Here is a 23,009-nt window from a genome sequence, read left to right as displayed (position 1 = left end):
CCACACCCCTTGTTACATTATAAATATTCTCTCACAATTTTTGCTAATTTTTTACCCACCGCTTTTTCCAATTGCAAAACATCAGCATCACGAATCCCCTGCACCGAACCGAATTCCCGGATCAGTTTTTTCTTAGAGACAGGTCCGACTCCCGGAATCTCGTCCAGAAGCGACCGATGTGTCGCCTTCCTGTGTCTTGAACGATAAAATCCGATTGCAAACCGGTGCGCTTCATCGCGGATCCTCTGCAGTATTTTCAAACTTTCCGAATCGTGGGAGATCCTGATTGATTCGCTTTTTCCCGGAACAAATATTTCTTCTTCTTGTTTAGCAAGTGCCACAATCGGGATTTTAATTCCGCCACGCGCCAAGACCGAAACCCCCGAGCTCAGTTGCCCCTTACCTCCGTCCAGAATAACCAGATCCGGCAACAACCAGCGATTTTTCATTTCGGCTTTTACTTTTTCAAACCTTCTACTCAATACCTCACGCATCATTGCCGGATCGTTCGCACCTTTAACGGTCTTGATTTTAAATTTACGGTACTGCGCTTTATCCGGCATTCCATCCGTAAAAACCACCATGGATCCAACCGCGTTGGTACCTTGGATATTGGAAATATCATATGCCTCGATCCGGTGCGGGGGTTTTTTCAGGCCCAGTTTCTCCGCAAGCTCCTGAATTGCTTTCATGCCGATCTGATCACGGCCGGCAACTTCCAGTTCATGCCGGCGCAAATACTGCTCGGCGTTGATCGCTCCCAGTTTAATCAGTTTCTGCTTGCGTCCTCTTTTCGGAACGGTGATTCTAGCTTTGGTGAACTGTTCCAGTATTTCAAAATCGCTGATATTTACGGGAATAAAAATCTGTTTCGGGAATTGGGAAACTTGTGAATAATACTGGCTCAAAAATGACTCCAGCAGTTTTTCATCCGGTCGGTTTTTCACATGCTCCAGCAGAAAACTTTCCTGGTGAATCAGTTTTCCTTCCCGCACCATGAACAGATTGATCGCGGCAATGCTTTCAGTGCGGGCGATACTGACAAAGTCCTGGTTTTCTTTTTTGGTGGACACCACTTTCTGCCGTTCCATTACCGACCCGATGGAAAAAATCTGATCGCGCAGCCGGGCCGCCTTTTCAAACTTCTTCTGCTTGGATGCCAGTTTCATTTCCGCTTTCAGATCGGAAACAATTTTGGTATTTTTTCCTTCCAGAAAATTGATCACCCCCCGGACGATCTGCTGATAATCTTTTTTCGTATTTGTATCCGTAATATGTCCCAGACACCGGCCGATATGATATCCCAGACACGGCTGCTCCGGCGGATTTTTACAAATTTTATACGGAAAAATTCTTTTCAAAAGATGCAAAGTATTTTTCACCGCCGTGGCGGACGCGTACGGACCGAAGTAACGGTTTTTATCTTTTTCCACCCGGCGCACCGTCAGCACCCGCGGAAACTCTTCATCCAATGTTACTTTCAGATACACAAAATATTTATCATCTTTCAAACTGATATTATAGGGCGGTTTGTATTTTTTAATTAAACTGGATTCGAGTAGCAGTGCCTCCGTCGGCGAATCCACTATTACATAGTCCACGTCCACCGCCTTCTGCACCATGATCTGCTTAGTGATTTCCAAAGAAGCGGATTTCTGGAAATACGAACGCACCCTGCTTTTCAGGTTAGTTGCCTTGCCAATATAAAGAATGTTATTCTTCTGGTCCTTGAAAAAGTAGACACCCGGCTTCTGTGGTATGTTTTCCAGTTTTTTCTGCATAGTGTTTTAATTATACTTGTCTATTGTCTAAAGGTTAAGGGTGGGGTTGCGTTCCGCCCTGCAGAAAACCCGATTTTGGTTGTCCAAACTGGTCGCTTGTCGGAGCGCTGGTTCAATATATTATTGTAATGGATCCCCGGGTCAAGCCCGATGATGACAATCAAAACAACAAGTCATTCCCGTCCCCGCCTTCGCGGGGATAAACTCCAGCGGTAATCCATAGAATTAATTAATTGCTAATATTAGCTAAAAAGTACTGATGCAAGAATGTAGGTGGAGAGCTTGCTCTCCCTTTGTCCCAAACGGGGTTGACAAAAACCCAATTTAGGTATATACTGGCCTGTTAACATAGAATTCTGGAGAGAGCTATGTCAACAATCGGCGCTTTCAGTATCTCTCCATTGGTACCTGAAAGCTTTTCGTTTGAGCCGACAATTCTAAATTGCCGATTCATACGAGGAGACATAGTATGCTCTTCGACAACGTTCTGCTCACGCGGAACAAAGTCCCAACAACGGGACAAACAACCTCTGTCATGGCAGGAGGAAACCCCATGATGCGGTATCAGGGACTTCTCAGCGCGGCCTTGAAATTCGATAAGGTCGTCGCGCTTTACTTGGCGATGCACACACTCGGGTGGAAACTCGAGGACACGACCCTGGAGTTCGCCGACCGAGTTTGGTTGACGGACGCTCAGAAGAAGAGCGCCCGTTCGCGCAACCTCTACCTCGTGGACGTGGACTTCAACATGTACCGCGAGCGTGGGTTCGGCTCCTCTTCCGGAGTCGTGGCTCACGACTTCGGCATCAACCACCCCGCACCGTTGGAACTGGTGGCACTCGCCAACCAGAACAACAAGACGGGTGAGCTGAAGGGCTTGCCCTACGCGTTCGCCTTGATCATCTTGTCGATGTGCAAGATGGGATTCGCGAACAAGAATGTTCTGAACCAGATGTTCAAGGTCATCGACGCGCATCTGATGGCGCGCGGAAAGCCTGACCCGGAGCTGCGTAGCGACGAGGTCATGGCTGAGTACTGGCGGTTCCATGCTCACAAGAGTAGCTGGAGTCTCTCCGGATACATCCGCAACATGGCCATCAACGGCGCCACTGACAAGGAGATTCTCTCCGAGGTCAAGTTCTGGCGGGAGATCTGGTCGAAACACCAGAAGGCCCGCCACCAGGCAAGACTGCGTGCAGTGGAGATTTTCAAGAAGTCGCGGACGTTCACGTTCGGCAATGGTCTCCGGGGAGTTCTTCTCGAGACCGATAACCAGGACGTAGCGTCGGCATGTTTCGATCTGAACCTGGCTGACCTCCTGGTCATCAGGCGCAGGTCAGGGAACATCTCGATCCTGACGAACAAGCGCGTTGCGTCCCGGATTCATCTCGAGAAGCTGTTCGAGTCCATCCTGATCCAGGAACGCTTCGCCAGCCCCAACTACGCAATCAAGCCGGAGAAGATCTGGTTCTTCGTGAGGGAGTTCAACTCCCTCCAGAACTGGTCCCGGACCGGCAGTCACACGCCGGCGTCGTGCATCCACTCGCTCAAGATCGTTGAGCTGGTTCAGGAGTGCATCCGCTAGACGTTCCAAGTTCTTTCCTACTGTGCCCCCTCGAGTATTCATCTGCAATTCTGCTAGATGTTTACTCCCGGGGGCCTACTTTTTTTATAAAGCTTTTTGCGTTATACTTACAAAAGAAACCATTGCGAACTCCGCCAAGGCGGAGTGAAGCAATCCCGCTACTCATTAATAATCATTCCAAATTAGTATCGGGATTGCGTCGCTCTCTGTGTTCGCTCGCAATGGTTACATAATATTACCAATTACCGTTTACCGATTACTATTTACAAATTACCAACTTACCAATTACTAGTTACTACCTCCCATGCCCCAACCAATCCATACAATTGTAATCTTCCCCCGTCCGCATCCGGACAACATTGTGGCGATCATGTTATTGAAGCTTTTTGGTGAAGAAAAATTCCCGGGGGTCAGAAATAGTAAAATAGAATTCTGGAACAGCGTGCCGGAAGGTAAGACTACCGACGATTATGAAGCTGAAGGGATATTGCTGATTGATATGGGAGGAGGAAAATTCGACCACCATACCCAGGAAGGTGGCAAAGACAACACGGGCGAATGTGCCACCACTTTGGTGGCAAAATACTTGGAAGTGGAAAACGACCCCGCTTTGAAGAAACTACTAACTTACGTCAAAAGAGACGATCTGGAAGGTAAGGGAATTATTTCCAATGATCCGATCGACCGGGCCTTTGGACTTTCCGGTCTGATCATGAATCTGAACCGCGAATACCAGAGTGAACCGCAGAAGATTATCAATATCGTTATGCCGATTTTTGTTTCACATTATAGAGAAGAGAGGAAAAGAATGACTGTCCTCCCGCAGGAATGGGAAAAACTCCAGCAGGATAATAAGACCGACCAGTTTGAAGTGTTTCAGGGCAAGAAGCTGGTTAAAATAGTAGTCGTGGAAAATGACGACGTCAGTCTGGTGGGGTTCCTAAGGGCAAACCCGGACACCAAAGCGGATGTGGTAGTACAGCGATTATCTTCAGGACACACGAACCTGATCACCAGGCAAATGCGCGATATCAATCTTAAAGACGTCGCTGTCATGTTACGTATTGAAGAAGCCCGCAAAAAAGATGCAGTTCTGGAAATCACCAGTATTGATGAACTGGCAAAATCTGCCCGCCTGAAAGGGGTGGAAGAATGGTATTACGATACGACCGCCAACAGCATTCAGAACGGCGGGATCGCACCGGAAGGCGTGACACCAACCAGACTTAGTTTAGATGAAATAAAAGAGATTTTGAAAAAAGCAATTGACCCGAACCGTCTGGCGGAAGTCTGCCCGCGTACCAGTTGTATCGGCGAGGGATGTATTTTTTATGATTACCATCTGGAACGTTGCCGACGAATCCAGCAGGATTCAAAACAAACAACAACTAGTTAAACACACCGTTTCGATAATCTGTACATATTTATGCCATCATTCGACGATTTACAACGTGAAATAGAAGAAATAAAAAAGCGAAATCAACGTGTAGAGGCGGATAAAGCATGGGAAACCAGCTGGATCCGTAAATTTATTATCCTACTGCTGACCTATATTGTTATAGTTATCTTTTTCTTTTTTGCAAAATTGCCTAAACCTTTTATTAATGCGATTGTCCCTGCCGTTGCATTTTTTCTTTCCACTTTAACAATTCCTTTATTTAAGAAATGGTGGTTAAATTCATATCACAATAACAAATAAAATTAATTCTTATATAAAATCTATGGAACAAATAAACTGGCATAATCCTTTAATGAAAATTACACCATATATTTTCAAAATCAAAACTCCGAGTGTATCAGGAACCGGATTTCAGATTTTTTATTCTGAAAAAACCAATTTCCTTGGTATTGCTACTGCGGATCATGTTATTTCTCATGAAGATGACTGGGAGGAACCAATCAGAATTATTCACCATCAGTCAGGAAAATCTGTCCTTTTAAAGCACAACGACAGAACAATTACAAGATATCCTGAGAAAGATGTGGCATTTATCCTATTTAAAAATAAGGATCTTCCAATAATACCAAAACCTTTGGACCTGATAGACAAAGACGAAATTCTTCAACAAGGTTTTGAAGTCGGTTGGTGCGGTTTTCCGTCCGTAGCTGCTAATGATCTTTGTTTTTTTTCCGGTCATATCAGTTGCCACATTCCCAAGGAAGAATCATATTTAGTTGACGGAGTCGCAATTAATGGAGTTAGTGGCGGACCCGTTTTTTATGCTGATAAAAATGGTGAGCCAAAGTTCTCCGGCATAATTTCAGCATATGTACCGAACAGAGCAACTGGTGAGACACTTCCGGGATTATGTGTTATGAGATCAATAGGATCATATCAACATATTCTGCAGGATTTAAAAAGCATTGAGAAAAAAATTGTAAAAAAAGGTACTAAAAAAACATAGCCGACTAATTAATGCTCAAAGTAACAATCCGCAAACAAAAAGTATCCGACGCGAAAAGGTTTTATGAGATTCTCAACAACCCCAATTTTATTTATTTCCGGATCTGCCCGAAATCAGTTGCGGAGGAAAGAAAAATCCTGCAGAAACACGCCAAGCAGAATAAAAAAAGCCTGAACCAGCACTTCGCTATCATGTACGGCACAAAGATGGTTGGCGGTTGCGGGATTAAAATCAACCCGGATAACAAACTGTGCGGGGAGATCGGGTATTTTCTGGACGAAACCTATTGGGGCAGGGGTATCACCACCAAAGCGGTGAAACTGCTGGAGAAAATTGGATTCCGGAAACTGGGATTGGTTAGAATTGAAATTAAAATGAATACGAAAAATACCGGCAGTCAAAAAGTAGCAATCAAATGCGGATACAAAAAAGAAGGACTAATGCGCAAAGCGGCCAGGCGCGGTGATGAACTGCATGACGCTTATCTCTACGCCAAGGTATTATAATTGTAAATTGTAATTGTAATACGTAATACTATTAATAATCCTTAGACTGGGATTATTTTTTTGTAAAAAAATACCCGCTGTTTGTATGAGCGGGGGTGCCGTGTATACGGCAGTGTGCGATCAAGGAACGTAGGTCAAGCCGTCGTTCGGATCGGCGATCCGGCGGATCATTCCGTCAATCGGCCGGTCAGTCTGGGTGAAAGGCTTGTAGTCGCTCCGTCCGTTTGGACAAAGCAGTGCGGTGGCGGAAGTCACACTACTGCCGGTCTTCATCCAGACCTCGCCCCGCTTGGTGACGATCACCGACTGTCCGTCGAATTCATTCCACGTGCCCATCTCTTCCTGGACGATGCCCTGGCCCATGTAATTAACGTGGACGCCGTGGCCACGGTCAGGGGTAAGGAACCACAGGCCGGTCATGTGTATGTAGCCGGCACATTGCAGAACCCTGCGTTCTTCGGCAGTCGTCGGTGCGCCCTCGAAGTAAGGCTGTGGCACTTTGAACATGGTTTTCTCCCTCGTTTTGCCGGCATTAGCGATACCGGCAGGTTCGACAAAGCCTCCAGAAGCATATCAACTTATCACAAAGGTGATTTTATGTCAACCCCCCACACTTGTTCACAGGTGTGGGGGGCAAAGAAAAAACCCGTCAGTTACCTGGCGGGTGAGCAGTTCTTGAAAGACGTGCTCCGGTCTTGAATGTACATGTATCACCTCCAAACGATGAGGGTGGTGGATGATGGACATCTCGCGGAGAGACTACCACCAGAGCCTGAGCGTCAGGACGAAGGCACTGATGACGATCGTCTGCAGGATCGCAGACAGAATCTTTCTCGGCGTCTCGTCCCTGGAGTGGGTGATTTTTGACCCGATATCGGCCAAGGACCACACCACGAGTGACACGACAATTGCACTTGAAACGATCATGATAGCCGGCACCAACGGTGGCGCCACGACCATCGCAGCGATCGTCATGAATGCAGTACCGAATGCCCCGGCGACTGCGATGACGAACAGGATGATCCCCATCCAGATTCCTCGCCCATAGACGACGTGAGCCGTCGCCCCTGCCGCAGAAGCGGTAAGGACCGCGCAGGCGACAGCCACCGCGAACCCACACTCGGTCAATGGACCCAGCGGGCCAGCAGTGGCAATCATCTTGTCGTAGGCGAGAAGGTAGACCGCCATGACGACCACCGTCATGATGATCTGGTAGATGTGCAGGAGCATTATGCTCCCGCGGGTTGTGTGGTTGTAAGCGTAACTCGTCGTTTGCATGACTGACCCTTTCGGACCTGGACCCTCTGAACTCGAGAAGAAGCGATTACAGTAGGACCGTGAAGCCAGTATTATCAAGGAGCGAACCTCCTTGTTAGAACACACGATTATTCTTGATCGCAGGCTCAAACAAGGAGATTTGAATTCGTTAATATAGTTTCTTTGCAGAATTCTATTTAACTGCATAATGTACACCTAAAACAGGGTTTTGTCAACCCCGTTAGAGAAACTTCTCTAACGGGGTCAAGCCCGTTTAAAGGAATAACTTTTTTGGCAAAGAAAAAACCCGTCAGTTACCTGGCGGGTGAGCAGTTCTTGAAAGACATGCTCCGGTCTTGAAATGTGCGATATTACCTCCAAAGAATGAGGATGAGGGGGATCGTCGTGACAAGAAACTGCACGACGCACGCGAAACTGATCCTCTTCTTGAGGGCCCAGCCGGCATGGTCACCGTCATCGATGGCGAAGCAGATGCTCCCAATCACCAGCGCGAGCGCAAGCGCGATTAAGAACGTAATCGCCGTCGCAGCTGGCCACCTGAATGCATCGAGTTCTCCAAGCCAACGGGACTTCGCACCAGCGACAGTGGCGATCGTGGTAAACGCCATGGCGGCCACGGTTCCAATCCAGCCGGCGGAAAACGCGACCTTGGTAGCCGTCATAACCGCGCACGCACTCATGAGCACCGCGATGGCGATCGTGAGCATGATGGCGGGGCCATCCAACTCGATGGGAATTGAACTGACCGTGACGGCGAAGAGCACCCACACGATGAAGGTCACAATGACCTGCGTAGGGATCAGCTTAGGGACAGTGTCCTTCCTCCAGTACGCCGACGAAGACTCGGCGAATGTCATTTTGGACCCTGCGTTGTTTTGCATGACTGACCCTTTCGGACTTGGACCCTCGGACTCGTGAAGAATCGATATAGTAGGACTGCGAAGCCGGTATTATCAAGGAGTAGATCTCCTTGTTAGAACACATGATTGTTCTTGATCACAGGCTCAAACAAGGAGATTTAAATTTATTACATAGTATCTCAATGTTAACTGCAGAGTATAGACCTAAATTGGGTTTTTGTCAACCCCGTTTAGAGAAACTTCTCTAACGAGGTCAATAATGAAAGGGCTAATTTTAGCTAATATCAGCATCAGATTAATTGCATGGATCCCCGGGCCAAGCCCGAGGATAACAAGTGTTACCCCTCCCTCTGTCATTCCCACGAAAGTGGGAATCCATATGTTTTCAGAATACGTCCACCGACAAGCGACCAGTCTAGGATTATAGTAATCGGGTTTTCTGGAGCGCGGAACGCAACCCTACCCTAAAAAAACCTAACCCCTCACCCCTATCCCCCGTCCGCCTTGGCATCGCCAAGGGCGAGCCGGGCGGGCCTAAATCCTATCCCTTGACACCAAATCTACTACGTGATACTATGTAGTGGTAGTAAGTGATACTACATATTAAGCAAGTTTAATTGAAAGGAGAAATACTTTGGAAAACATTACAGAAATGTTAAAAGGCGTACTCGAGGGCTGTATCCTGGAAATCATCAGCCGGAAGGAAACCTACGGCTATGAAATAGCATCCATGCTCCGCGAGCTGGGTTTCACGGACGTGGTGGAAGGAACGGTCTATACCATTCTGCTACGCCTCGAGAATGGCAAGCTGGTAAACATCAAGAAAAAATCGTCCGACGTCGGACCGGTGCGCAAATTCTACACGCTCAACAGCGCGGGACGGAAAGAACTGTCCACCTTCTGGGCAAAATGGCAGTTCGTCACAAAAAGTATTAACAAACTAAAGGAACAATCAAATGGCTAACATACTAAAAACAGTCAACGACTTCTGGAAAAAAGTAACCGGAGATAAAAAGAGATGGCGTAGAATGGAAGCACGCGCCAAAAAGCTACCCAACGACTACCATTTTGCATATGATGAGATAAAAAAATATATGTGGAAACTCTCCGCCGGCAGCGGAATGGATACAATAGATATTCTTGATGGTGTGCTAGGACTTTTTGAAGAAGGCGCAGCAGACAGCAAGCAAGTTTTGGATATCACCGGCCAAGACGTAGCCGCATTCTGCGACGGTCTATTGGGCGGGGCAAAAACATATGTAGACAACTGGCGCAAGGACCTCAACCACACAGTTGCGAAGAAAATTGAAAACAAAGACTAAAAAAATACCCAGCTAGTTTGGATTAGCGGGGTGCCGTATGAACGGCGATGTGCAATCAAGGGACGTAGATCAGACCATCATTCGGATCGATTCTCCGGCGAGTAATCGCGGCGATCGGCTGGTGCCTAACCAGGCCGAATGGCCAGTAGTCACTCTGCCCGTTCGGGCAGAACTGGTGGACGACAGAGGCAACGCCACTGCCGCTCTTCAGCCAGACCTCGCCCCGCTCGGTGACGATCACCGACTGCTCGCAGTAGTCATGCCATGTTCCCAGATGACTGTGAAAAAGCTTCTCGCCGACATAGTAGCCGTCTTCCCTGATACCATGGTCACGAGTGTGGCACCAAAGGCCGGTGATGTGTACGTAGCCGGCATTTTGCAGAACCGCACGCTCCTCAGGGGTAGTAGGCGCTCCCTCAAAGTAAGGCCGTGGGGCTTTGAACATGGATCTCTCCCTCGTTTTGCCAATACCTCAACGATACCGGCCCAAGTCCAATGAAACGGCCAAGGGTATATCAACTTATCATAAATGCTTATTTTCCGTCAATCCAAATAAAAAAAGGGGTCTAGACTTCCGACCCCTACTCTTCGAACAATGCGATGGCTTCCGCCACGGTGTGCTTCTTTCGGATGTCATTGCAGAAACCGATCTCGCCGGTCTCGGCGGCCACGGTTGTGACCAGGGCGTGGATGTTCGGGATCACCGTGTCCATAGCGACATCATCCTCGCTCACGCCAAGCTGCTGGGCGGTGCGCTTGATGATCACTGCCCTGAGATTTGAGTCCATGAACACCCTCCTCATTCGTCTTTCAAACGCCCTCTACTCTTCGAACAATGCGATGGCCTCCGCCACGGTGTGCTTCGCGGTGATATCCTTGATGTTCTTCGCGTACCGCTCGGTCTCAATGGACACGAATCTGACCAGACAGTAGATGTCCGGAATCACCGTGTCCGAGGTGACTTTACTCTCGCTCGTACCGAGCTGCATGGCAGTGTACTTGATGATCACTGCCCTGAGTTCCGACGACATGGGACGTCCTCCTGACATTGAATCCTGGCTACTTGCGCGACTGGAAGCCGTCGGAGCTTAGTCATCATCATCATCGTAGTACGGATTAACGAACATCAAGGGTCCCTCGAGAGAGGGGCGCAGTTCGATCCGTTCTACCTTTATCCCCTGAAGCTGTTCCCACGGTGTTTTAGCCTGTCGAGCCACATCCTGAACCACAAGTTCTTCCAGTCTCCTCGCGATAAGCTGAAACAGGATGTCTGTGATCTGAAAACGTACCGCCCTCAGCTCATTGCCCCCATCTCCTTCGGTGACTGGAACAACCTTTTGCTCCGACATGATTCACCTCCCCCCGATTTGGAAAACGTGATTGTGCAGGTTCCTAACTTTTACTACAAAAACCTACTAGTGTCAATGAACATAGGTAATATCTAAACACATAACGAACTACTCAACAACTGTGTTTTTTTGCAAAAAAAGAAGACCCTTATTTATACTCCTTGGATCTCGGTAGGAGTTGTGCTAGTCGCACTCGATGGAGAAGAGCTCGGCGTGGATGGCGTGCGTGAGGATAGCGTGGGGCAGGAGCCTGCGCGCAAGCTCGTCCACGGTGCGGATCTCCGCCGGCTTCGTGCCGACCCAAAGGATCGTCCCGTCGTTGCCGTCCTCGTCCTCCTCGACGCGCTCGCCTTCCTGGTCCACTTTGTAGATCTGACCGAAAAACGTGCCGAGCGGATCATCCCAACCGACCGCGCATTCGGTTTTTTCGTCCACGCGGAACACGGATCGTGACATTGCATCCTCCTAAGGCTCCTAAGAGCTGTTTGTTGTATTGCTACAACAAGTGATCAAGGCAGCGGGACACACCAAACACGAACCGGACATGGTAACACTAGATATCGGTTATGTCAACCCCGTTTGCGGAATTCCTCAAACGGGGTCAATAGTCCATGTCTCCGCCATCATCAAAAAGGTGGGATTTTCGTATGTATTGCCCACTCATAACCTTGGTGCTAGACTAAGATTGTTAACTTTACATAACAAGTTTCGCATAATAAATGGTTATTAGAAATTAATTATTATTTTTTTTAATTATGGAATTCAAAGAATTACAACAAAAGGTAGTAAAAAATGCCATGCAGTATGGAGAAAGGCATAACATAAAAATAGACGAGGATTTCGCATTAATTAAATTAGTTGAAGAGTTGGGAGAATTTGCGCAAGCCATATTAATACATAGAAAAAAATGCAGAACCAAAAAGCTTGTATCTGCAGAAATATCCAAAAAAGAATTATCAAAAGAACTTGCAGATGTTGTTGGTATGGCGATATTAAACGCACACCTATTGGATATTGATCTGGAAGATGCAATTGATAAAAAGTGGATTAATAAAGAAAAATAGAAATTAATATCCAATAAAATCCCCAATGATGGGACAAAAACAAGCGCGGAATTACCTGCGCCTGTTTTTATAATACAAGATTACTTTTCCGTCCCCCCGCTTTCAGAAAAAGCTGGGGTTTTTTATGATTATTGCTTCCTAGTAGGGATTATGTTACTTTCACCGTGAAGTCAGCTTTGTATAATAACCAGTTGTGCAGAAATCGCTCCCGGCCGCTTCGACTTCCCCCCCCCTTGAATACGCTCGGGGTCGCGCTCAGGGTCCGCTTACATTGCTAACTTTACTTTTTTCCTTAATATGGTATACTGTAATAAACTACTTATACCATATTAAACAATTACTATGAAATATCTGCACAAAACAATCGCCTCTCGTTTGGAAGCTAAAAGAAAAGAATTAAATAAACAACGGCCATTGCCTAAAGTAGCAGTCAAAAAACTGCAAGAAAAACTAAGGTTAGAAATGACCTATAATTCTAATGCTATAGAAGGTAATAGTCTAACCCTCAAAGAAACTTTTTTAGTTATCAATGAGGGCATTACAGTTAAAGGCAAGCCTCTAAAAGACCACCTGGAAACTAAAGACCAATATGCAGCTTTAGAATATCTCTATGATTTGGTTGATAAAAACAAACAAAATACTATTTCTGAAAGGTTAATCCGCTCTATCCACCAAATTGTTGTCCAAGAAACAGAAAAAGAACAAGCTGGAAAATACAGAACTGCCAATGTTTTTATCATGGGTGCTAAGCATACACCACCCCATGCTATTGAAGTGCCGAAATTAATGGAAAGTTTATTAGTTTGGCTAAAAAATAACAGCAAGATCCCAACGGTTGAACTGGCTGCTTTATTTCATCACAAATTGGTACAGATTCACCCATTTTTTGACGGCAATGGCCGTACGGCTAGATTAGCTATGAATCTAATATTGATGAAAAGTGGCTATCCTCTAACTATCATACTAAAAAATGATAGAAAAAAATACTACAACGTCTTGGCTAAAGCCGATACCGGTGATTATGCATCACTAGTTAACTTCATAGCTCAAACAGTTGAGCGGTCTTTTGATATATACTTAAAGACTTTATCCTCTAAAAAAAATAAGGAAAAATTAATTTCTTTGAAGGAACTAACAAAAAAAACTTCTTACTCAGCTAAATATTTAAACTTACTAGTAAGACAGGGCAAACTCGAGGCCTACAAAGAAGGACGAAATTGGCTAAGCTCAAAAGAGGCTTTGGATAGATATATAAAAGGCCGGGAAAGAAAAAGGTAAAATTAGCAACGTAGCCTGCCTCGCCGCAGACGGCGAGTCAAGGCGGGCATACGCTCGTCTGTATATGGCGTTATTGATTTTGAGACACTCAGAGAAAGTTATTTAAGTTTTAATTAATTGAGGATACCATTATGAATATGAAGAAAACCCAACTTGGGATTTTACTTGGGACTTTAGCCGGAATCATTGATGTTGTTCCCATGGTTCTTCAAAAATTAACCTGGGACGCCAACCTGTCGGCTTTCTCGCTTTGGATAATTTCTGGTTTTTTAATCGCGACAAGTAATCTTAAAATAAAAGGTATTGCAAAAGGTATAATTATCTCATTCCTTGTTTTATTGCCTTCGGCTATTATCATTGGTTGGCAAGAACCATTTTCACTGATTCCGATTTTTATCATGACTTTAATTCTTGGTTCAGCGTTGGGTTTTCTTATCGATAAATATGGTAAGTAATAGTACCTCTAAATCAACTTATTCTCTTCATTGCATTCCGACCAACCTCACCGAATAGCTGTCGGTAAATTATAAATAAAACAAGCGCGGGGATTACCTGCGCCTGTTTTTTTGATACTGCCAGATTACTTTTCCGATTCGTGCGTGTCGCAGTAATGGATCATGCCGTCGTGCATATACTGTGCCAGCCCTTCCGCTACTTTTTCATAGTTGGCTTTGAAGCGGTCATCGCCGATATACGCACCGGCCAGCCCACGGTAGATCTGGAAGTTTGGCTCGTAGAAAGCCCGCAGTCCGTCATAGTGCCTGGCGATCAGCTTTTGCACCGTCTCACCTTTCGGGTCCTCGCCCTTTTTCATGCACTCTGCGATTTCTTGAGTTAAGAGTCCCGATTCTTTCAGCACTTGGTTTAAACCCGCTTTGCCCATTTTCTTCACTCTCTCTTGGGACTGTTTATAAGCATCGGTATTGCCCCACTTCTCTCGGGCTTCTTCCGTGTAACGGTCCATTTCTTCTTTGGAAAAGTTGCCGTATAAATCTTGGTCTGCCATATTTTTTTCCTTATTAATTTTTTGAATAGTCCGGTCGATGGTTTCCACCAATCGTTCCAGACGATTTTTCTTGAGCTCAATCAGTTTGCGCTGACCCTTTAGCGCCGTGCGCATGTCAAAATCCGGCGCGGAGATAATCTTCTTTATCTCCTGAATGGAGAAATCCAGCTCGCGAAAAAACAAAATCTGCTGGAGCTTCAGAAGCTCCTTTTCCTCATAATACCGGTAGCCGTTGGCTTTCGTCCGGTCCGGTTTCAGGATTCCCGCCTGGTCGTAGAAATGCAGTGTCCGTACACTGATTCCCGCCAGATCGGCCAGTTGTTTTACGGTATAAGGCATATTAATGCAGATAATGGTTTAGGGTGTCGACCTATCTATATATGTATAAGACCACCTTATTATAACATACACTATCACGCTACGTCATAGTCAAGCGCTTCCCCGCTTTCGGCAAAAAGGTGGGGTTATTTGTGATTATTGCCCAGTTACTACCTTGGTGTTAAACTGATATCATAGCTTAAATAAGATAAGTACCAAATAATAAATAGCAATAGTGAATCAAACAGAAATTTGTTAAACCAAATGTAATAATATAATTACAAAATGCCACTACCAAATGACTACAAACAGCTTATTTTAGATAAGCTCAAAGAAAAAGGCGCTATGCCTCAATGCGAAATATGCCACAAAAATAATTGGGCCGTTGTCGATCAGGCGGTTTCAGCTCCCGTTTCAGATTTATCCGGAGGCTTCCGTCTTCCTCAGCCACAAATACCGTGTGCTGGGTTAATTTGCAACAATTGTGGCAATTTGCGCTTGTTCGCATTAGGAGCTCTTGGTATAGATGTTAACGCAAAAAAGAAAGATGACTGATTATATACATCACGATCCGGACAGAACCTGCTATTCAGTTACTGAAGATGAACTGAATAATATCGTTGAAAAAGCGCAACCTCTATGGAGAGACGTTTGCATTGCAAGTCTTTTCTTTGGGTTACCAACATTTATAAATGCAATCGCTGAAACCACCAAACAAAATGCACCCGAGTTTACCTGGTCATTACTTTTGAACTACATTTTTGGCATATTGGGACTGGTTCTCGCAATTATTTTCGGCATCGCTTGGAAACGATCGCACAAAAGCACAAAAGATCTGGTCGATAAGATCAAAGCAAAGCCCAAAATTGAATTAAACCCAAGTACATCTAATGTGGGTGCGCTTGATGAAGTAAAAAAGGAAATTGAAGAGCTAAAAAATAAGCCCGCTACTTGGGGATAAAAATTTTTAATTCCTTTTATAGCAGGGACAATGAGGTGTTTTTTCCGCTTTGTTATGAAAATTATTTTATAAAACATTTAGTAACCGCATAGATTCTATGCAAACAAAAATTAAAATTGAGACTATCGACTTATTCTGTGGAATAGGAGGATTGACTTATGGATTGAAAAAATCTGGGATTAATGTCATAGCTGGTATTGATAATGATGAAACGTGTAAATATGCATACGAAAAGAATAATAAAACAAAATTTATTAATGCTGATTTAACAAAATATGGATCTGGTGAAATACAAAAAATATATAGCCCAAATGCTATCAAAGTATTAGTCGGCTGTGCGCCATGTCAACCTTTTTCTTCCCATTCTTTCAAAAATAAAGTTAAAAATCACGACGACAGGTGGGATCTTCTCAGCTACTTTGGAAAAATAATAGATGATACACTTCCTGAAATAGTATCAATGGAGAATGTACGCGGAATAGTAAAGACTAACATATTTAAACAGTTTTTAGACGTACTTGAAAAAAATAATTATCATATTGATTATAAAATAGTATACGTACCAGATTACGGTGCTCCGCAAAATAGAAGCAGATTAATTTTACTTGCCTCAAGGCTTGGAGAAATAAAAATACCAAAGCCAACACATACTAAAGAAACATTTGTAACTGTTAAAGAAATTATAAAAAAATTGCCACCAATCAAAGCTGGCCAAACCTCTAAGTATGACCCATTACATAAAGCCAAGAACCTTTCTAAAATTAACATTCAGAGAATAAAACAATCAAAACAAAATGGTACGTGGCGAGACTGGGAAAAAAAACTGTTACCGGATTGCTATAAAAAAGAAAGTGGGCAAACTTACACATCAGTTTATGGACGGATGGGTTGGGATAATGTCGCACCAACAATAACAACTCAATTTTTTAACTTAGGATCCGGACGCTTTGGGCACCCCACACAGAATAGGGCTCTTTCTTTAAGGGAAGGTGCTCTGCTTCAAACTTTTCCAGTGAATTATGATTTTGGTCCGATAAAATCCATGACTACTATCGCCAGGCATATTGGTAATTCAGTACCCCCTGTTCTTGGTGAAATTATTGGAAACACGATTAAAAAACATATTAATAATATTAATGTCACAAAATAGTAAACCATTCCATTTTGAATTTTCCTTGGAAGTACTAAATCACCTTGGGAGAGGATTATATAGAAGTTTTGCCACAGTAGTAGCAGAAGCGATTTCAAATGCTTGGGATGCTGAGGCAACAGAAGTAAAAATAACAATAACAGACGGCGTATTGATTGTTGAGGACAACGGTAAGGGAATGGATAGCTATGACTTTCAAAAAAGATTTTTAAAAGTCGGCTATTCAAGAAGAGAGGATAAAGACAACAAATCAAAAAGGAGTGTTATTGGTAGAAAAGGCATCGGCAAACTAGCAATGTTATCTATTTCACAAAAAGTAACAATCTTATCCAAGAAAAAAGAAAATAAGATAATCGGTGGAATAATTAATAACACAAAACTTGATAAAGAAATAAAGAAAGATGGGTCTTATAACCTAGAAGACTTATCTCAAGAAAATTTAAAATTATTCCCAATCAAAAAAAGCTCTGGCACAAAAATTATTTTTGAAAAAATGAAAACAAAGTTAAACAGCGAAGCAATTATTAGAAAATATCTTGCTACTCAGTTTAATTTCGTTTTTAGTTTAAAAAAGAATGATAAGTTTATAATAAAAGTTAATAACAAACGAATTTCTCAAAAAGATTTGCAAGAGCTACACGACAAAACGCAATTTATTTGGTTTCTAGAAACAGAAAATACAGAAAGAAAAAAACTGTACAAATATTTAGCCAATTCAAAAATAATTGAAAACACGTCTTTTAATTTTAAGCAAGAAAATATTACTGTAAAAGGATTTATAGCATCAGTTAAACACCCTCGAAATTTATTATTAAGCGGTTCTGGCGGAGATTACAAGGCTGGAATAAATTTATTTTGTAATGGTAGACTAAGACAGGAAAACCTTTTTGAAGAAATAACAAATAAGCAAATAGTTGAGGAATATTTATATGGCGAAGTACATGTTGATGGATTTGAAGATGATGAAAATGATAGATTTACAAGTTCCAGGGAAGGGATTATAAAGGATGACCCTCTTTACCACAAATTTCTAGATGAATTAAAAAAAATACAATATATTATATCAAAGGATTGGACACCTTGGAGAAACAAAGAGAATGATGAGGGGGATATTGATGTAGATAATAGACCACCTTATGAAGTAAGAATGAACGATAGTAGAAATAGAAGAATGAAAGACTTTCAAAAAGAAATCAATAAAAATGTTGTAGAAAAAAACACAAAAAAAAGTCTCCAAGAAAAACTTAGAGCGCTTTCGTATAAAAATACTATGGTATATCAAGATCTCTTTATTTTAGAAAATATTTTTAGGGAATACATAAGAATTAAAGGTATTGATGAAGCACAATTGGATGCAAATGGATGCGAAGAAGAAAAAGATATAATTAATACTCTGAATGAAGTTAGAAACTTTAGAAAACAAGATGAAGAAAGGCATGCGCTAAAAGGAAAAATTACCAAAATGGAACACTATTTAAATTATCTCCACTTATTTCATCTTGGTGAAATAATTGATTTAAAAATTCAAAAAAATCATAAGAAACCAAAAAAATATAGAAAAGGACTTGAACAAGACACTAAAGAGATTGGGCCTGTTAGAAATTCTATTATGCACACAAATGAGATAACGGAAGAGGTTATGAAGTGGGATAAAATAAAAAATGTTATTAACTATGTTGAAAGATTAAGCAATAAAACAAATAAATAGTATTTTTGGGGCAAATGAGATTTACGCTTTTAATGTCCTTTCCCCTTCACATAAAATGTAAAAGGCGAGCAAAATTATTAAGCATCATGAACAAATTCACAATTTCAATTATCATCTTCTTTCTAGGAATAGGATGTCTTGTTGCCTTTATGTCCCTCGGATCAAGAATGACAGGATATGGGAATTTGGATGAATCGCCCTGGTTACTCACAGTTGGCTTTATATTAATCGTTATTGGAATGTTTGCTTCTGTCTGGAATTTTGATAAGAGAAAGAGCAAGGGCAAGAAAAAAGTGGATTCCCGCTAAAACAATAGTCGGGCTATAGTAATGGTGGATTCCCGCCTGCGCGGGAATGACAAGGAGGGAGTAAGTCTGTTATTCTCGGGCTTGCCCGTCCAATTTTTGCATTAAATATGTATGGCTTAGATTTATTCAAATTGGCCGGGCTTGGCCCGGGAATCCAAATTAAAACCAGCCCGCGCGCTCCGACATGCGACCGGTTTGGGATTATTAAATCTGGGTTTTTTGGAAAGCCCCCACACCCAATTTGGGTGTGGTGGTAACTTACCCTAAAAAATAAAACAACATGGAATGTAAGGCTTTAGCCTTACCTTTTTTTATAAAGCTAAAGCTTTATATTCCGAAACTATTCGGTATAGGTTACGCGGTAGATTGCGCCGGCTTCATCGTCCGAAATATAGAAAACGCCGTTTTGGTCAAAACCGACTCCCACCGGCCTGCCCCAGACATCCCCGTTTTCATCAAGCCACCCGGTAATAAAGTTAACCGGCTCGGCTTTGGCGTCGCCCGTGTTGATGCGCACGACTTTGTATCCGGTGGGAACACTGCGGTTCCAGGAACCGTGAAAGCCAACAAACATGTTTTCCTGAAGTTGTACGGGGAAAACGCTGTTCTCAGCATTGAAGGTAACTCCCAGCGGAGCGGAATGGGCCTGCATGAGATAAACCGGATCGGTAGTATCGTTGGCGCAGAACTCGGCGCGTGCGGGGAAGCTGGGATCTACCACACCTTTGCCATAGCAGTACGGCCAGCCGTAATGATTGCCTTTTTCCAGAATATCCACTTCCTCCTGTGGGATGTCGTCACCCAAGCGGTCCCTTCCATTGGTCACCGACCATAAATCCCCTTTGTAAAAAGCTATGCCAACCGCGTTCCGTAAGCCCTTGGCAAACACCCGGCCGTTTGATCCGTCCAGGTCATACTGCATGACGGCGGCACGGCGTTCGTCCTTTTCCTCGCAGATATTACAACTTGATCCGACTGATACATACAGCTTCTCATCCGGACCGACCAGCACCGTTCGGGTGGAGTGACCGCCATCTGACGGCAGGTCTGCTACTAATACATCTTTGGCGCTGTAAGTGCCGTCCGGCTGTAAGTCGCGGTAGACTATTATTTGATGCTCTTCTCCGGCGAACAAATCCCCTTTGTAAAAGTCCACGCTGTGCATTGTCTTGAGGTCTGAGTCAATCACTATATTTTCATCCGCGGTGCCGTCTTGATTTGTATCTTTCAGCAGAAATATTTTACCCGCGCCTTTGTCCGCGACGATTAAATTGTTCTCTTCGTCAAAGTCAAAAAAGCGCGGTGCGGTAAGCCCCGCGGCATACAGACTGATAGTAAACCCGGCGGGTAAGTTTAACTTGCGCGCCGTAGCAAATGTTCCGGTTTGGTACTGGGCGGGGATTTGCAGATCCTGTTCGATAAGCTCAGTCAGATCCGGCGCGGGGGCTTGTGGTTCGGTGTTGGTGTTTTCGGCTGTGTTTGTATTACTTGTATTTACCGGTTGGTTATTGAAATTGTTATTAATAATTTCCTGTTCGTTATTGCCGAGCGATAAAAATGAGGTGTTGGTATTTAGCCACCAGAGAATTCCGGCTAAAATTAGCACAATGATAATTATGAAAATACTAACCTTGGCACTTTTTGTCATTAATTTTTTCGTTAATGATTAAAGGGTCTGGTTTTTAATGTAGCATATTTGCGCGGATTGACCAACCATATCAATTGTTATTGTACTTATTCAAAAAAATAATGGATCCCCGGATCAAGTCCGAGGATGACAATTAGTATCCCCCTGTCATTCCCGCGAAAGCGGGAATCCATAAGTGTTTAGAAATCGCGCTCCGACGAACAACCGGTTTGAATAATAACCGGTTGCTTTTGTTTTAGGTAAAATAAAAAATGCCCGGGTCAAATCGTGTGTACGATTCGAGCCCGAGCTTCGTGCGATACCTACTCGACGTCATCCGGCATAACGTAGTACTTCCAGCTGTTGTACACATCCACGCCGAGACTGCGAGCAAGCCAGTGGACCCGCCAGAAGTCCTTCAGCGCATGAGCGACTAGGTCGTTGGTGACCATCGCCTGTCCTGCGCAGGAATCGGGGAAGTACTTCGTCTTCTCCGAGAAAATCCGCTGATCTTCGGTCAGACACTCGATCCGCCAGGCCATCGCGGTCAAGTACCGGAAGGTGCAGCTTTCCAAGATGGCCATCACCTCCTCCCTGGACTCCAGGTCGCTGTTGTACAGAACGCGGAGCGGTGTCAGCTTCTTCCACAGCGCGCGGAAGTGAAGGAAGAGTACGACGCGATCGATGATGATGTAGAGCACCAACTCCCCGAACATCGTGAGAGCCCTCCACAACACGAAGTCGAAGATGCTGAAGATGCGGAAGAGGACCATGTTGATCAGGAGGAACGCGAGCAGAAAGAGAAAGAAGAACTTCATTCTCCCGCTACGCCTCCGACTCAGGCAGATGAGACGCCAAATGAACATGATTTGTCTCCTCTGTGGTTCAGCGAGCCCGTATGTAATGCCTATTCGGCGTTATCGCTCGGGAGGTAGCCCCACCAGCGAAGCTTCACCTTGAAACCGAGGGCGCGAGCGAGCCAGTGGACCCGCCAGAAATCCTTCAACGCGACGGCAACCAGATTGTTGATGATCATCAGCTTGGCTGTCCAGAGACCGGGAAAACTCTTCTCCCGTGTTGCGATCAACCGCTGATCTTCGGTCAGTTGCTTGAGTCGCCAAGCCATCGCTTCCAGAAACACATCAACAGTTCTCTGTATGATCTTCTCTTCGGAAAGCGCACTACCCTCAAAAAAATCCCAGACGGGCCTCAGCCTCCGCTTGAGCGCCCGACGAAACTGGCGCTTGACTACGCGGTCAATGGACAGGAAGAGCACCAGCTCTCCGAAGAGAACAGCGTAGCTCCACGACTTCGAGTAGTCGTAGATGTTTCCGAAGATGCCGTTGATGATGAGCGGCGTGAGCAGAGCGAGGAAGAAGATCCTCTGCCACTTGCGGCGTCTCCAACCGTAGCTCATACAGATGAGATGCCAGAGAAACATGAGTTACCTCCACTGTTTGTCAGATGCCGGAACGATATTCGCCCTGGAGCATCCGTTCGTGAAAGAGCCGACCGACATTATTCGCCGGCCACTGCTTTGCCTTGAAGCACGTTATTCGCACTCCTGCTTGGCAGTTGACTACCTTTTAATACAGATTGCCATTTATGTCAATGGCGCAGGGGGTGTGGTGACTGACCCGCATTCTCCGCCGGCCGGCGGATACGGCGGACAGGTCAGTCCAATTATCGCGCTCCGACATGCGACCAGTTTGGGGTTACAGCAATCGGGTTTTCTGCAGAACTGAACCCTATCCGCAGGCGCGAATTCGAATTCGCGCCTGCGGGATATAACCCTTGACCCCGTTAGAAATCGATATTTCTAACGGGGTTGACACCTTCCCCCGCCTTTGGTAAGATTGCGGGGAACTTTACAACTTATAAATTAATGCCTGCTCAATCCCATGTCTTGGAAGATAACGACCATTTCAAGATGGACAGGCAAGAAAGAGGTCAAAATATGCAAAATTACGAGCTTTTAGTAATTATCTCTTCCAAAATTTCTGAGGAAGAGATTCCTTTTGTTCGCGACAAAGTGTTCGAACTGATCAAGAAGAACGAGGGCACCGTCGTCCGCGACAACAACCTAGGCAAGAAAAAACTAGCCTACCCGATCAAAAACCAGCGCTATGGTTATTACGTGCAGGTAGATTTTGATTTGCCGGGTGCTAATCTGCGCACAATGGAGAAAGAACTGGCAATCATGGACGAAGTAACCAGATACATCATAACCGTCCGGGACGTACTGGCGATCGCCAGAGCGGAGAAACGGGCGAAAGAAGCCAAGGAAAGAAGAATCGAGAAGCCGGTAGAAGTCAAACCATTATTCGAAGCTGAAGAGCCGGTAATTAACCGAATACCGTTTGCGGATCCGAAACCAGTGGAAGAGGAAAAAGTAGAAAGACAGGTTAAGAAGGAACAGAAGAAAGTATCGCTCGAGGAACTGGACGAGAAACTGGATCATATTCTCGATGACGATATTTTAGGAACATAATTAACCTTTACC

30 protein-coding genes are annotated in these 23,009 nt (G+C 44.5%); 17 read left to right on the top strand and 13 right to left on the bottom strand.

Annotated elements, in window-relative coordinates; all coding sequences use genetic code 11:
* Positions 1–17: 17 nt before the first annotated feature.
* Entirely contained in the window at positions 18–1,781 is a 1,764-nt protein-coding gene (gene uvrC / locus WCW66_04530; GenBank protein ID MFA6391986.1) for an excinuclease ABC subunit UvrC, read from the bottom strand.
* A 535-nt stretch (positions 1,782–2,316) separates the two neighbouring features.
* Here uvrC and WCW66_04525 point away from each other — a divergent pair.
* The 5 genes from WCW66_04525 to WCW66_04505 all read left to right on the top strand — a co-directional run bounded on the left by WCW66_04525 (position 2,317) and on the right by WCW66_04505 (position 6,277).
* Entirely contained in the window at positions 2,317–3,366 is a 1,050-nt protein-coding gene (locus WCW66_04525; GenBank protein MFA6391985.1) for a hypothetical protein, read from the top strand.
* A 304-nt stretch (positions 3,367–3,670) separates the two neighbouring features.
* Positions 3,671–4,762, top strand: coding sequence for a hypothetical protein (locus tag WCW66_04520; protein MFA6391984.1), 1,092 nt, complete (start codon positions 3,671–3,673; stop codon positions 4,760–4,762).
* 30 nt (positions 4,763–4,792) lie between these two features.
* Positions 4,793–5,065 (top strand): hypothetical protein, encoded by a 273-nt coding sequence (locus tag WCW66_04515; GenBank protein ID MFA6391983.1) that lies wholly within the window; start codon positions 4,793–4,795, stop codon positions 5,063–5,065.
* A 22-nt stretch (positions 5,066–5,087) separates the two neighbouring features.
* Positions 5,088–5,771 (top strand): serine protease, encoded by a 684-nt coding sequence (locus WCW66_04510; GenBank protein MFA6391982.1) that lies wholly within the window; start codon positions 5,088–5,090, stop codon positions 5,769–5,771.
* Between the two features lie 11 nt (positions 5,772–5,782).
* The gene (locus WCW66_04505; protein MFA6391981.1) at positions 5,783–6,277 is read left to right on the top strand and encodes a GNAT family N-acetyltransferase; all 495 of its coding nucleotides are present in this window, start codon (positions 5,783–5,785) and stop codon (positions 6,275–6,277) included.
* Positions 6,278–6,397: 120 nt separating this feature from the next.
* Here the strand turns inward: WCW66_04505 and WCW66_04500 are convergent, their stop codons facing one another.
* The 3 genes from WCW66_04500 to WCW66_04490 all read right to left on the bottom strand — a co-directional run bounded on the left by WCW66_04500 (position 6,398) and on the right by WCW66_04490 (position 8,436).
* On the bottom strand, positions 6,398–6,784 hold the full coding sequence (locus WCW66_04500; GenBank protein ID MFA6391980.1) for a hypothetical protein: 387 nt from the start codon (positions 6,782–6,784) through the stop codon (positions 6,398–6,400).
* Between the two features lie 252 nt (positions 6,785–7,036).
* Positions 7,037–7,507 carry a hypothetical protein gene (locus WCW66_04495; protein MFA6391979.1) on the bottom strand — a complete coding sequence of 157 codons (471 nt, stop codon included), beginning with the start codon at positions 7,505–7,507 and terminating at the stop codon, positions 7,037–7,039.
* 398 nt (positions 7,508–7,905) lie between these two features.
* Entirely contained in the window at positions 7,906–8,436 is a 531-nt protein-coding gene (locus tag WCW66_04490; protein MFA6391978.1) for a hypothetical protein, read from the bottom strand.
* A gap of 631 nt (positions 8,437–9,067) precedes the next feature.
* Here WCW66_04490 and WCW66_04485 point away from each other — a divergent pair.
* Both WCW66_04485 and WCW66_04480 read left to right on the top strand, forming a co-directional pair.
* Positions 9,068–9,379 carry a PadR family transcriptional regulator gene (locus tag WCW66_04485; GenBank protein ID MFA6391977.1) on the top strand — a complete coding sequence of 104 codons (312 nt, stop codon included), beginning with the start codon at positions 9,068–9,070 and terminating at the stop codon, positions 9,377–9,379.
* On the top strand, positions 9,372–9,737 hold the full coding sequence (locus tag WCW66_04480; protein ID MFA6391976.1) for a DUF1048 domain-containing protein: 366 nt from the start codon (positions 9,372–9,374) through the stop codon (positions 9,735–9,737). The genes WCW66_04485 and WCW66_04480 overlap by 8 nt, the downstream gene beginning before the upstream one ends.
* Before the next feature lie 55 nt (positions 9,738–9,792).
* Here WCW66_04480 and WCW66_04475 read toward each other — a convergent pair whose 3' ends face one another.
* The 5 genes from WCW66_04475 to WCW66_04455 all read right to left on the bottom strand — a co-directional run bounded on the left by WCW66_04475 (position 9,793) and on the right by WCW66_04455 (position 11,542).
* Positions 9,793–10,182, bottom strand: coding sequence for a hypothetical protein (locus WCW66_04475; protein ID MFA6391975.1), 390 nt, complete (start codon positions 10,180–10,182; stop codon positions 9,793–9,795).
* A 136-nt stretch (positions 10,183–10,318) separates the two neighbouring features.
* Entirely contained in the window at positions 10,319–10,525 is a 207-nt protein-coding gene (locus WCW66_04470; protein ID MFA6391974.1) for a hypothetical protein, read from the bottom strand.
* Positions 10,526–10,558: 33 nt separating this feature from the next.
* Positions 10,559–10,768 (bottom strand): hypothetical protein, encoded by a 210-nt coding sequence (locus tag WCW66_04465; GenBank protein MFA6391973.1) that lies wholly within the window; start codon positions 10,766–10,768, stop codon positions 10,559–10,561.
* Between the two features lie 57 nt (positions 10,769–10,825).
* Complete coding sequence (locus tag WCW66_04460; GenBank protein MFA6391972.1) at positions 10,826–11,086, bottom strand: hypothetical protein; 261 nt, start codon at positions 11,084–11,086, stop codon at positions 10,826–10,828.
* Positions 11,087–11,269: 183 nt separating this feature from the next.
* The gene (locus tag WCW66_04455; protein MFA6391971.1) at positions 11,270–11,542 is read right to left on the bottom strand and encodes a hypothetical protein; all 273 of its coding nucleotides are present in this window, start codon (positions 11,540–11,542) and stop codon (positions 11,270–11,272) included.
* A gap of 299 nt (positions 11,543–11,841) precedes the next feature.
* Here WCW66_04455 and WCW66_04450 point away from each other — a divergent pair, with 299 nt between their 5' ends.
* From WCW66_04450 to WCW66_04440, 3 genes are all read left to right on the top strand, one after another.
* The gene (locus WCW66_04450) at positions 11,842–12,150 is read left to right on the top strand and encodes a hypothetical protein (GenBank protein ID MFA6391970.1); all 309 of its coding nucleotides are present in this window, start codon (positions 11,842–11,844) and stop codon (positions 12,148–12,150) included.
* A 342-nt stretch (positions 12,151–12,492) separates the two neighbouring features.
* Positions 12,493–13,428, top strand: a complete 936-nt coding sequence (locus WCW66_04445) for a Fic family protein (GenBank protein MFA6391969.1) — start codon at positions 12,493–12,495, stop codon at positions 13,426–13,428.
* Positions 13,429–13,559: 131 nt separating this feature from the next.
* Positions 13,560–13,883 carry a hypothetical protein gene (locus tag WCW66_04440; GenBank protein ID MFA6391968.1) on the top strand — a complete coding sequence of 108 codons (324 nt, stop codon included), beginning with the start codon at positions 13,560–13,562 and terminating at the stop codon, positions 13,881–13,883.
* A gap of 125 nt (positions 13,884–14,008) precedes the next feature.
* Here the strand turns inward: WCW66_04440 and WCW66_04435 are convergent, their stop codons facing one another.
* Entirely contained in the window at positions 14,009–14,773 is a 765-nt protein-coding gene (locus WCW66_04435; GenBank protein ID MFA6391967.1) for a MerR family transcriptional regulator, read from the bottom strand.
* A gap of 264 nt (positions 14,774–15,037) precedes the next feature.
* On the opposite strand from WCW66_04435, the gene WCW66_04430 reads away from it, so the two are divergent.
* The 5 genes from WCW66_04430 to WCW66_04410 all read left to right on the top strand — a co-directional run bounded on the left by WCW66_04430 (position 15,038) and on the right by WCW66_04410 (position 18,879).
* Complete coding sequence (locus tag WCW66_04430) at positions 15,038–15,307, top strand: hypothetical protein (protein MFA6391966.1); 270 nt, start codon at positions 15,038–15,040, stop codon at positions 15,305–15,307.
* Positions 15,300–15,713, top strand: coding sequence for a hypothetical protein (locus WCW66_04425; GenBank protein MFA6391965.1), 414 nt, complete (start codon positions 15,300–15,302; stop codon positions 15,711–15,713). The genes WCW66_04430 and WCW66_04425 overlap by 8 nt, the downstream gene beginning before the upstream one ends.
* Positions 15,714–15,810: 97 nt before the next feature.
* The gene (gene dcm, locus WCW66_04420) at positions 15,811–16,863 is read left to right on the top strand and encodes a DNA (cytosine-5-)-methyltransferase (protein ID MFA6391964.1); all 1,053 of its coding nucleotides are present in this window, start codon (positions 15,811–15,813) and stop codon (positions 16,861–16,863) included.
* Positions 16,850–18,571: an ATP-binding protein gene (locus WCW66_04415; protein MFA6391963.1), complete on the top strand. Its 1,722-nt coding sequence runs from the start codon at positions 16,850–16,852 to the stop codon at positions 18,569–18,571. Before dcm ends, WCW66_04415 begins: the two co-directional genes overlap by 14 nt.
* Positions 18,572–18,657: 86 nt before the next feature.
* A complete protein-coding gene (locus WCW66_04410; GenBank protein ID MFA6391962.1) occupies positions 18,658–18,879 on the top strand; it encodes a hypothetical protein in 222 nt (73 codons plus the stop codon).
* Positions 18,880–19,219: 340 nt separating this feature from the next.
* On the opposite strand, the gene WCW66_04405 is transcribed toward WCW66_04410, so the two are convergent.
* The 3 genes from WCW66_04405 to WCW66_04395 form a co-directional block, all read right to left on the bottom strand.
* The gene (locus WCW66_04405) at positions 19,220–20,527 is read right to left on the bottom strand and encodes a PQQ-dependent sugar dehydrogenase (protein ID MFA6391961.1); all 1,308 of its coding nucleotides are present in this window, start codon (positions 20,525–20,527) and stop codon (positions 19,220–19,222) included.
* Between the two features lie 302 nt (positions 20,528–20,829).
* The gene (locus WCW66_04400) at positions 20,830–21,324 is read right to left on the bottom strand and encodes a hypothetical protein (GenBank protein MFA6391960.1); all 495 of its coding nucleotides are present in this window, start codon (positions 21,322–21,324) and stop codon (positions 20,830–20,832) included.
* An 89-nt stretch (positions 21,325–21,413) separates the two neighbouring features.
* The gene (locus WCW66_04395) at positions 21,414–21,947 is read right to left on the bottom strand and encodes a hypothetical protein (GenBank protein MFA6391959.1); all 534 of its coding nucleotides are present in this window, start codon (positions 21,945–21,947) and stop codon (positions 21,414–21,416) included.
* On the opposite strand from WCW66_04395, the gene WCW66_04390 reads away from it, so the two are divergent.
* Positions 21,946–22,251: a hypothetical protein gene (locus WCW66_04390; GenBank protein ID MFA6391958.1), complete on the top strand. Its 306-nt coding sequence runs from the start codon at positions 21,946–21,948 to the stop codon at positions 22,249–22,251. The genes WCW66_04395 and WCW66_04390 overlap by 2 nt on opposite strands.
* A gap of 140 nt (positions 22,252–22,391) precedes the next feature.
* The gene (gene rpsF, locus WCW66_04385) at positions 22,392–22,997 is read left to right on the top strand and encodes a 30S ribosomal protein S6 (GenBank protein ID MFA6391957.1); all 606 of its coding nucleotides are present in this window, start codon (positions 22,392–22,394) and stop codon (positions 22,995–22,997) included.
* Positions 22,998–23,009 lie beyond the last annotated feature (12 nt).

It is taken from the genome of Patescibacteria group bacterium (assembly GCA_041664365.1).
Taxonomy (GTDB): domain Bacteria; phylum Patescibacteriota; class Patescibacteriia; order UM-FILTER-42-10; family UM-FILTER-42-10; genus JAHJEX01.
Note: the sequence above shows the minus strand (reverse complement) of the source record. Positions and strands in the feature narration are given on the sequence as shown.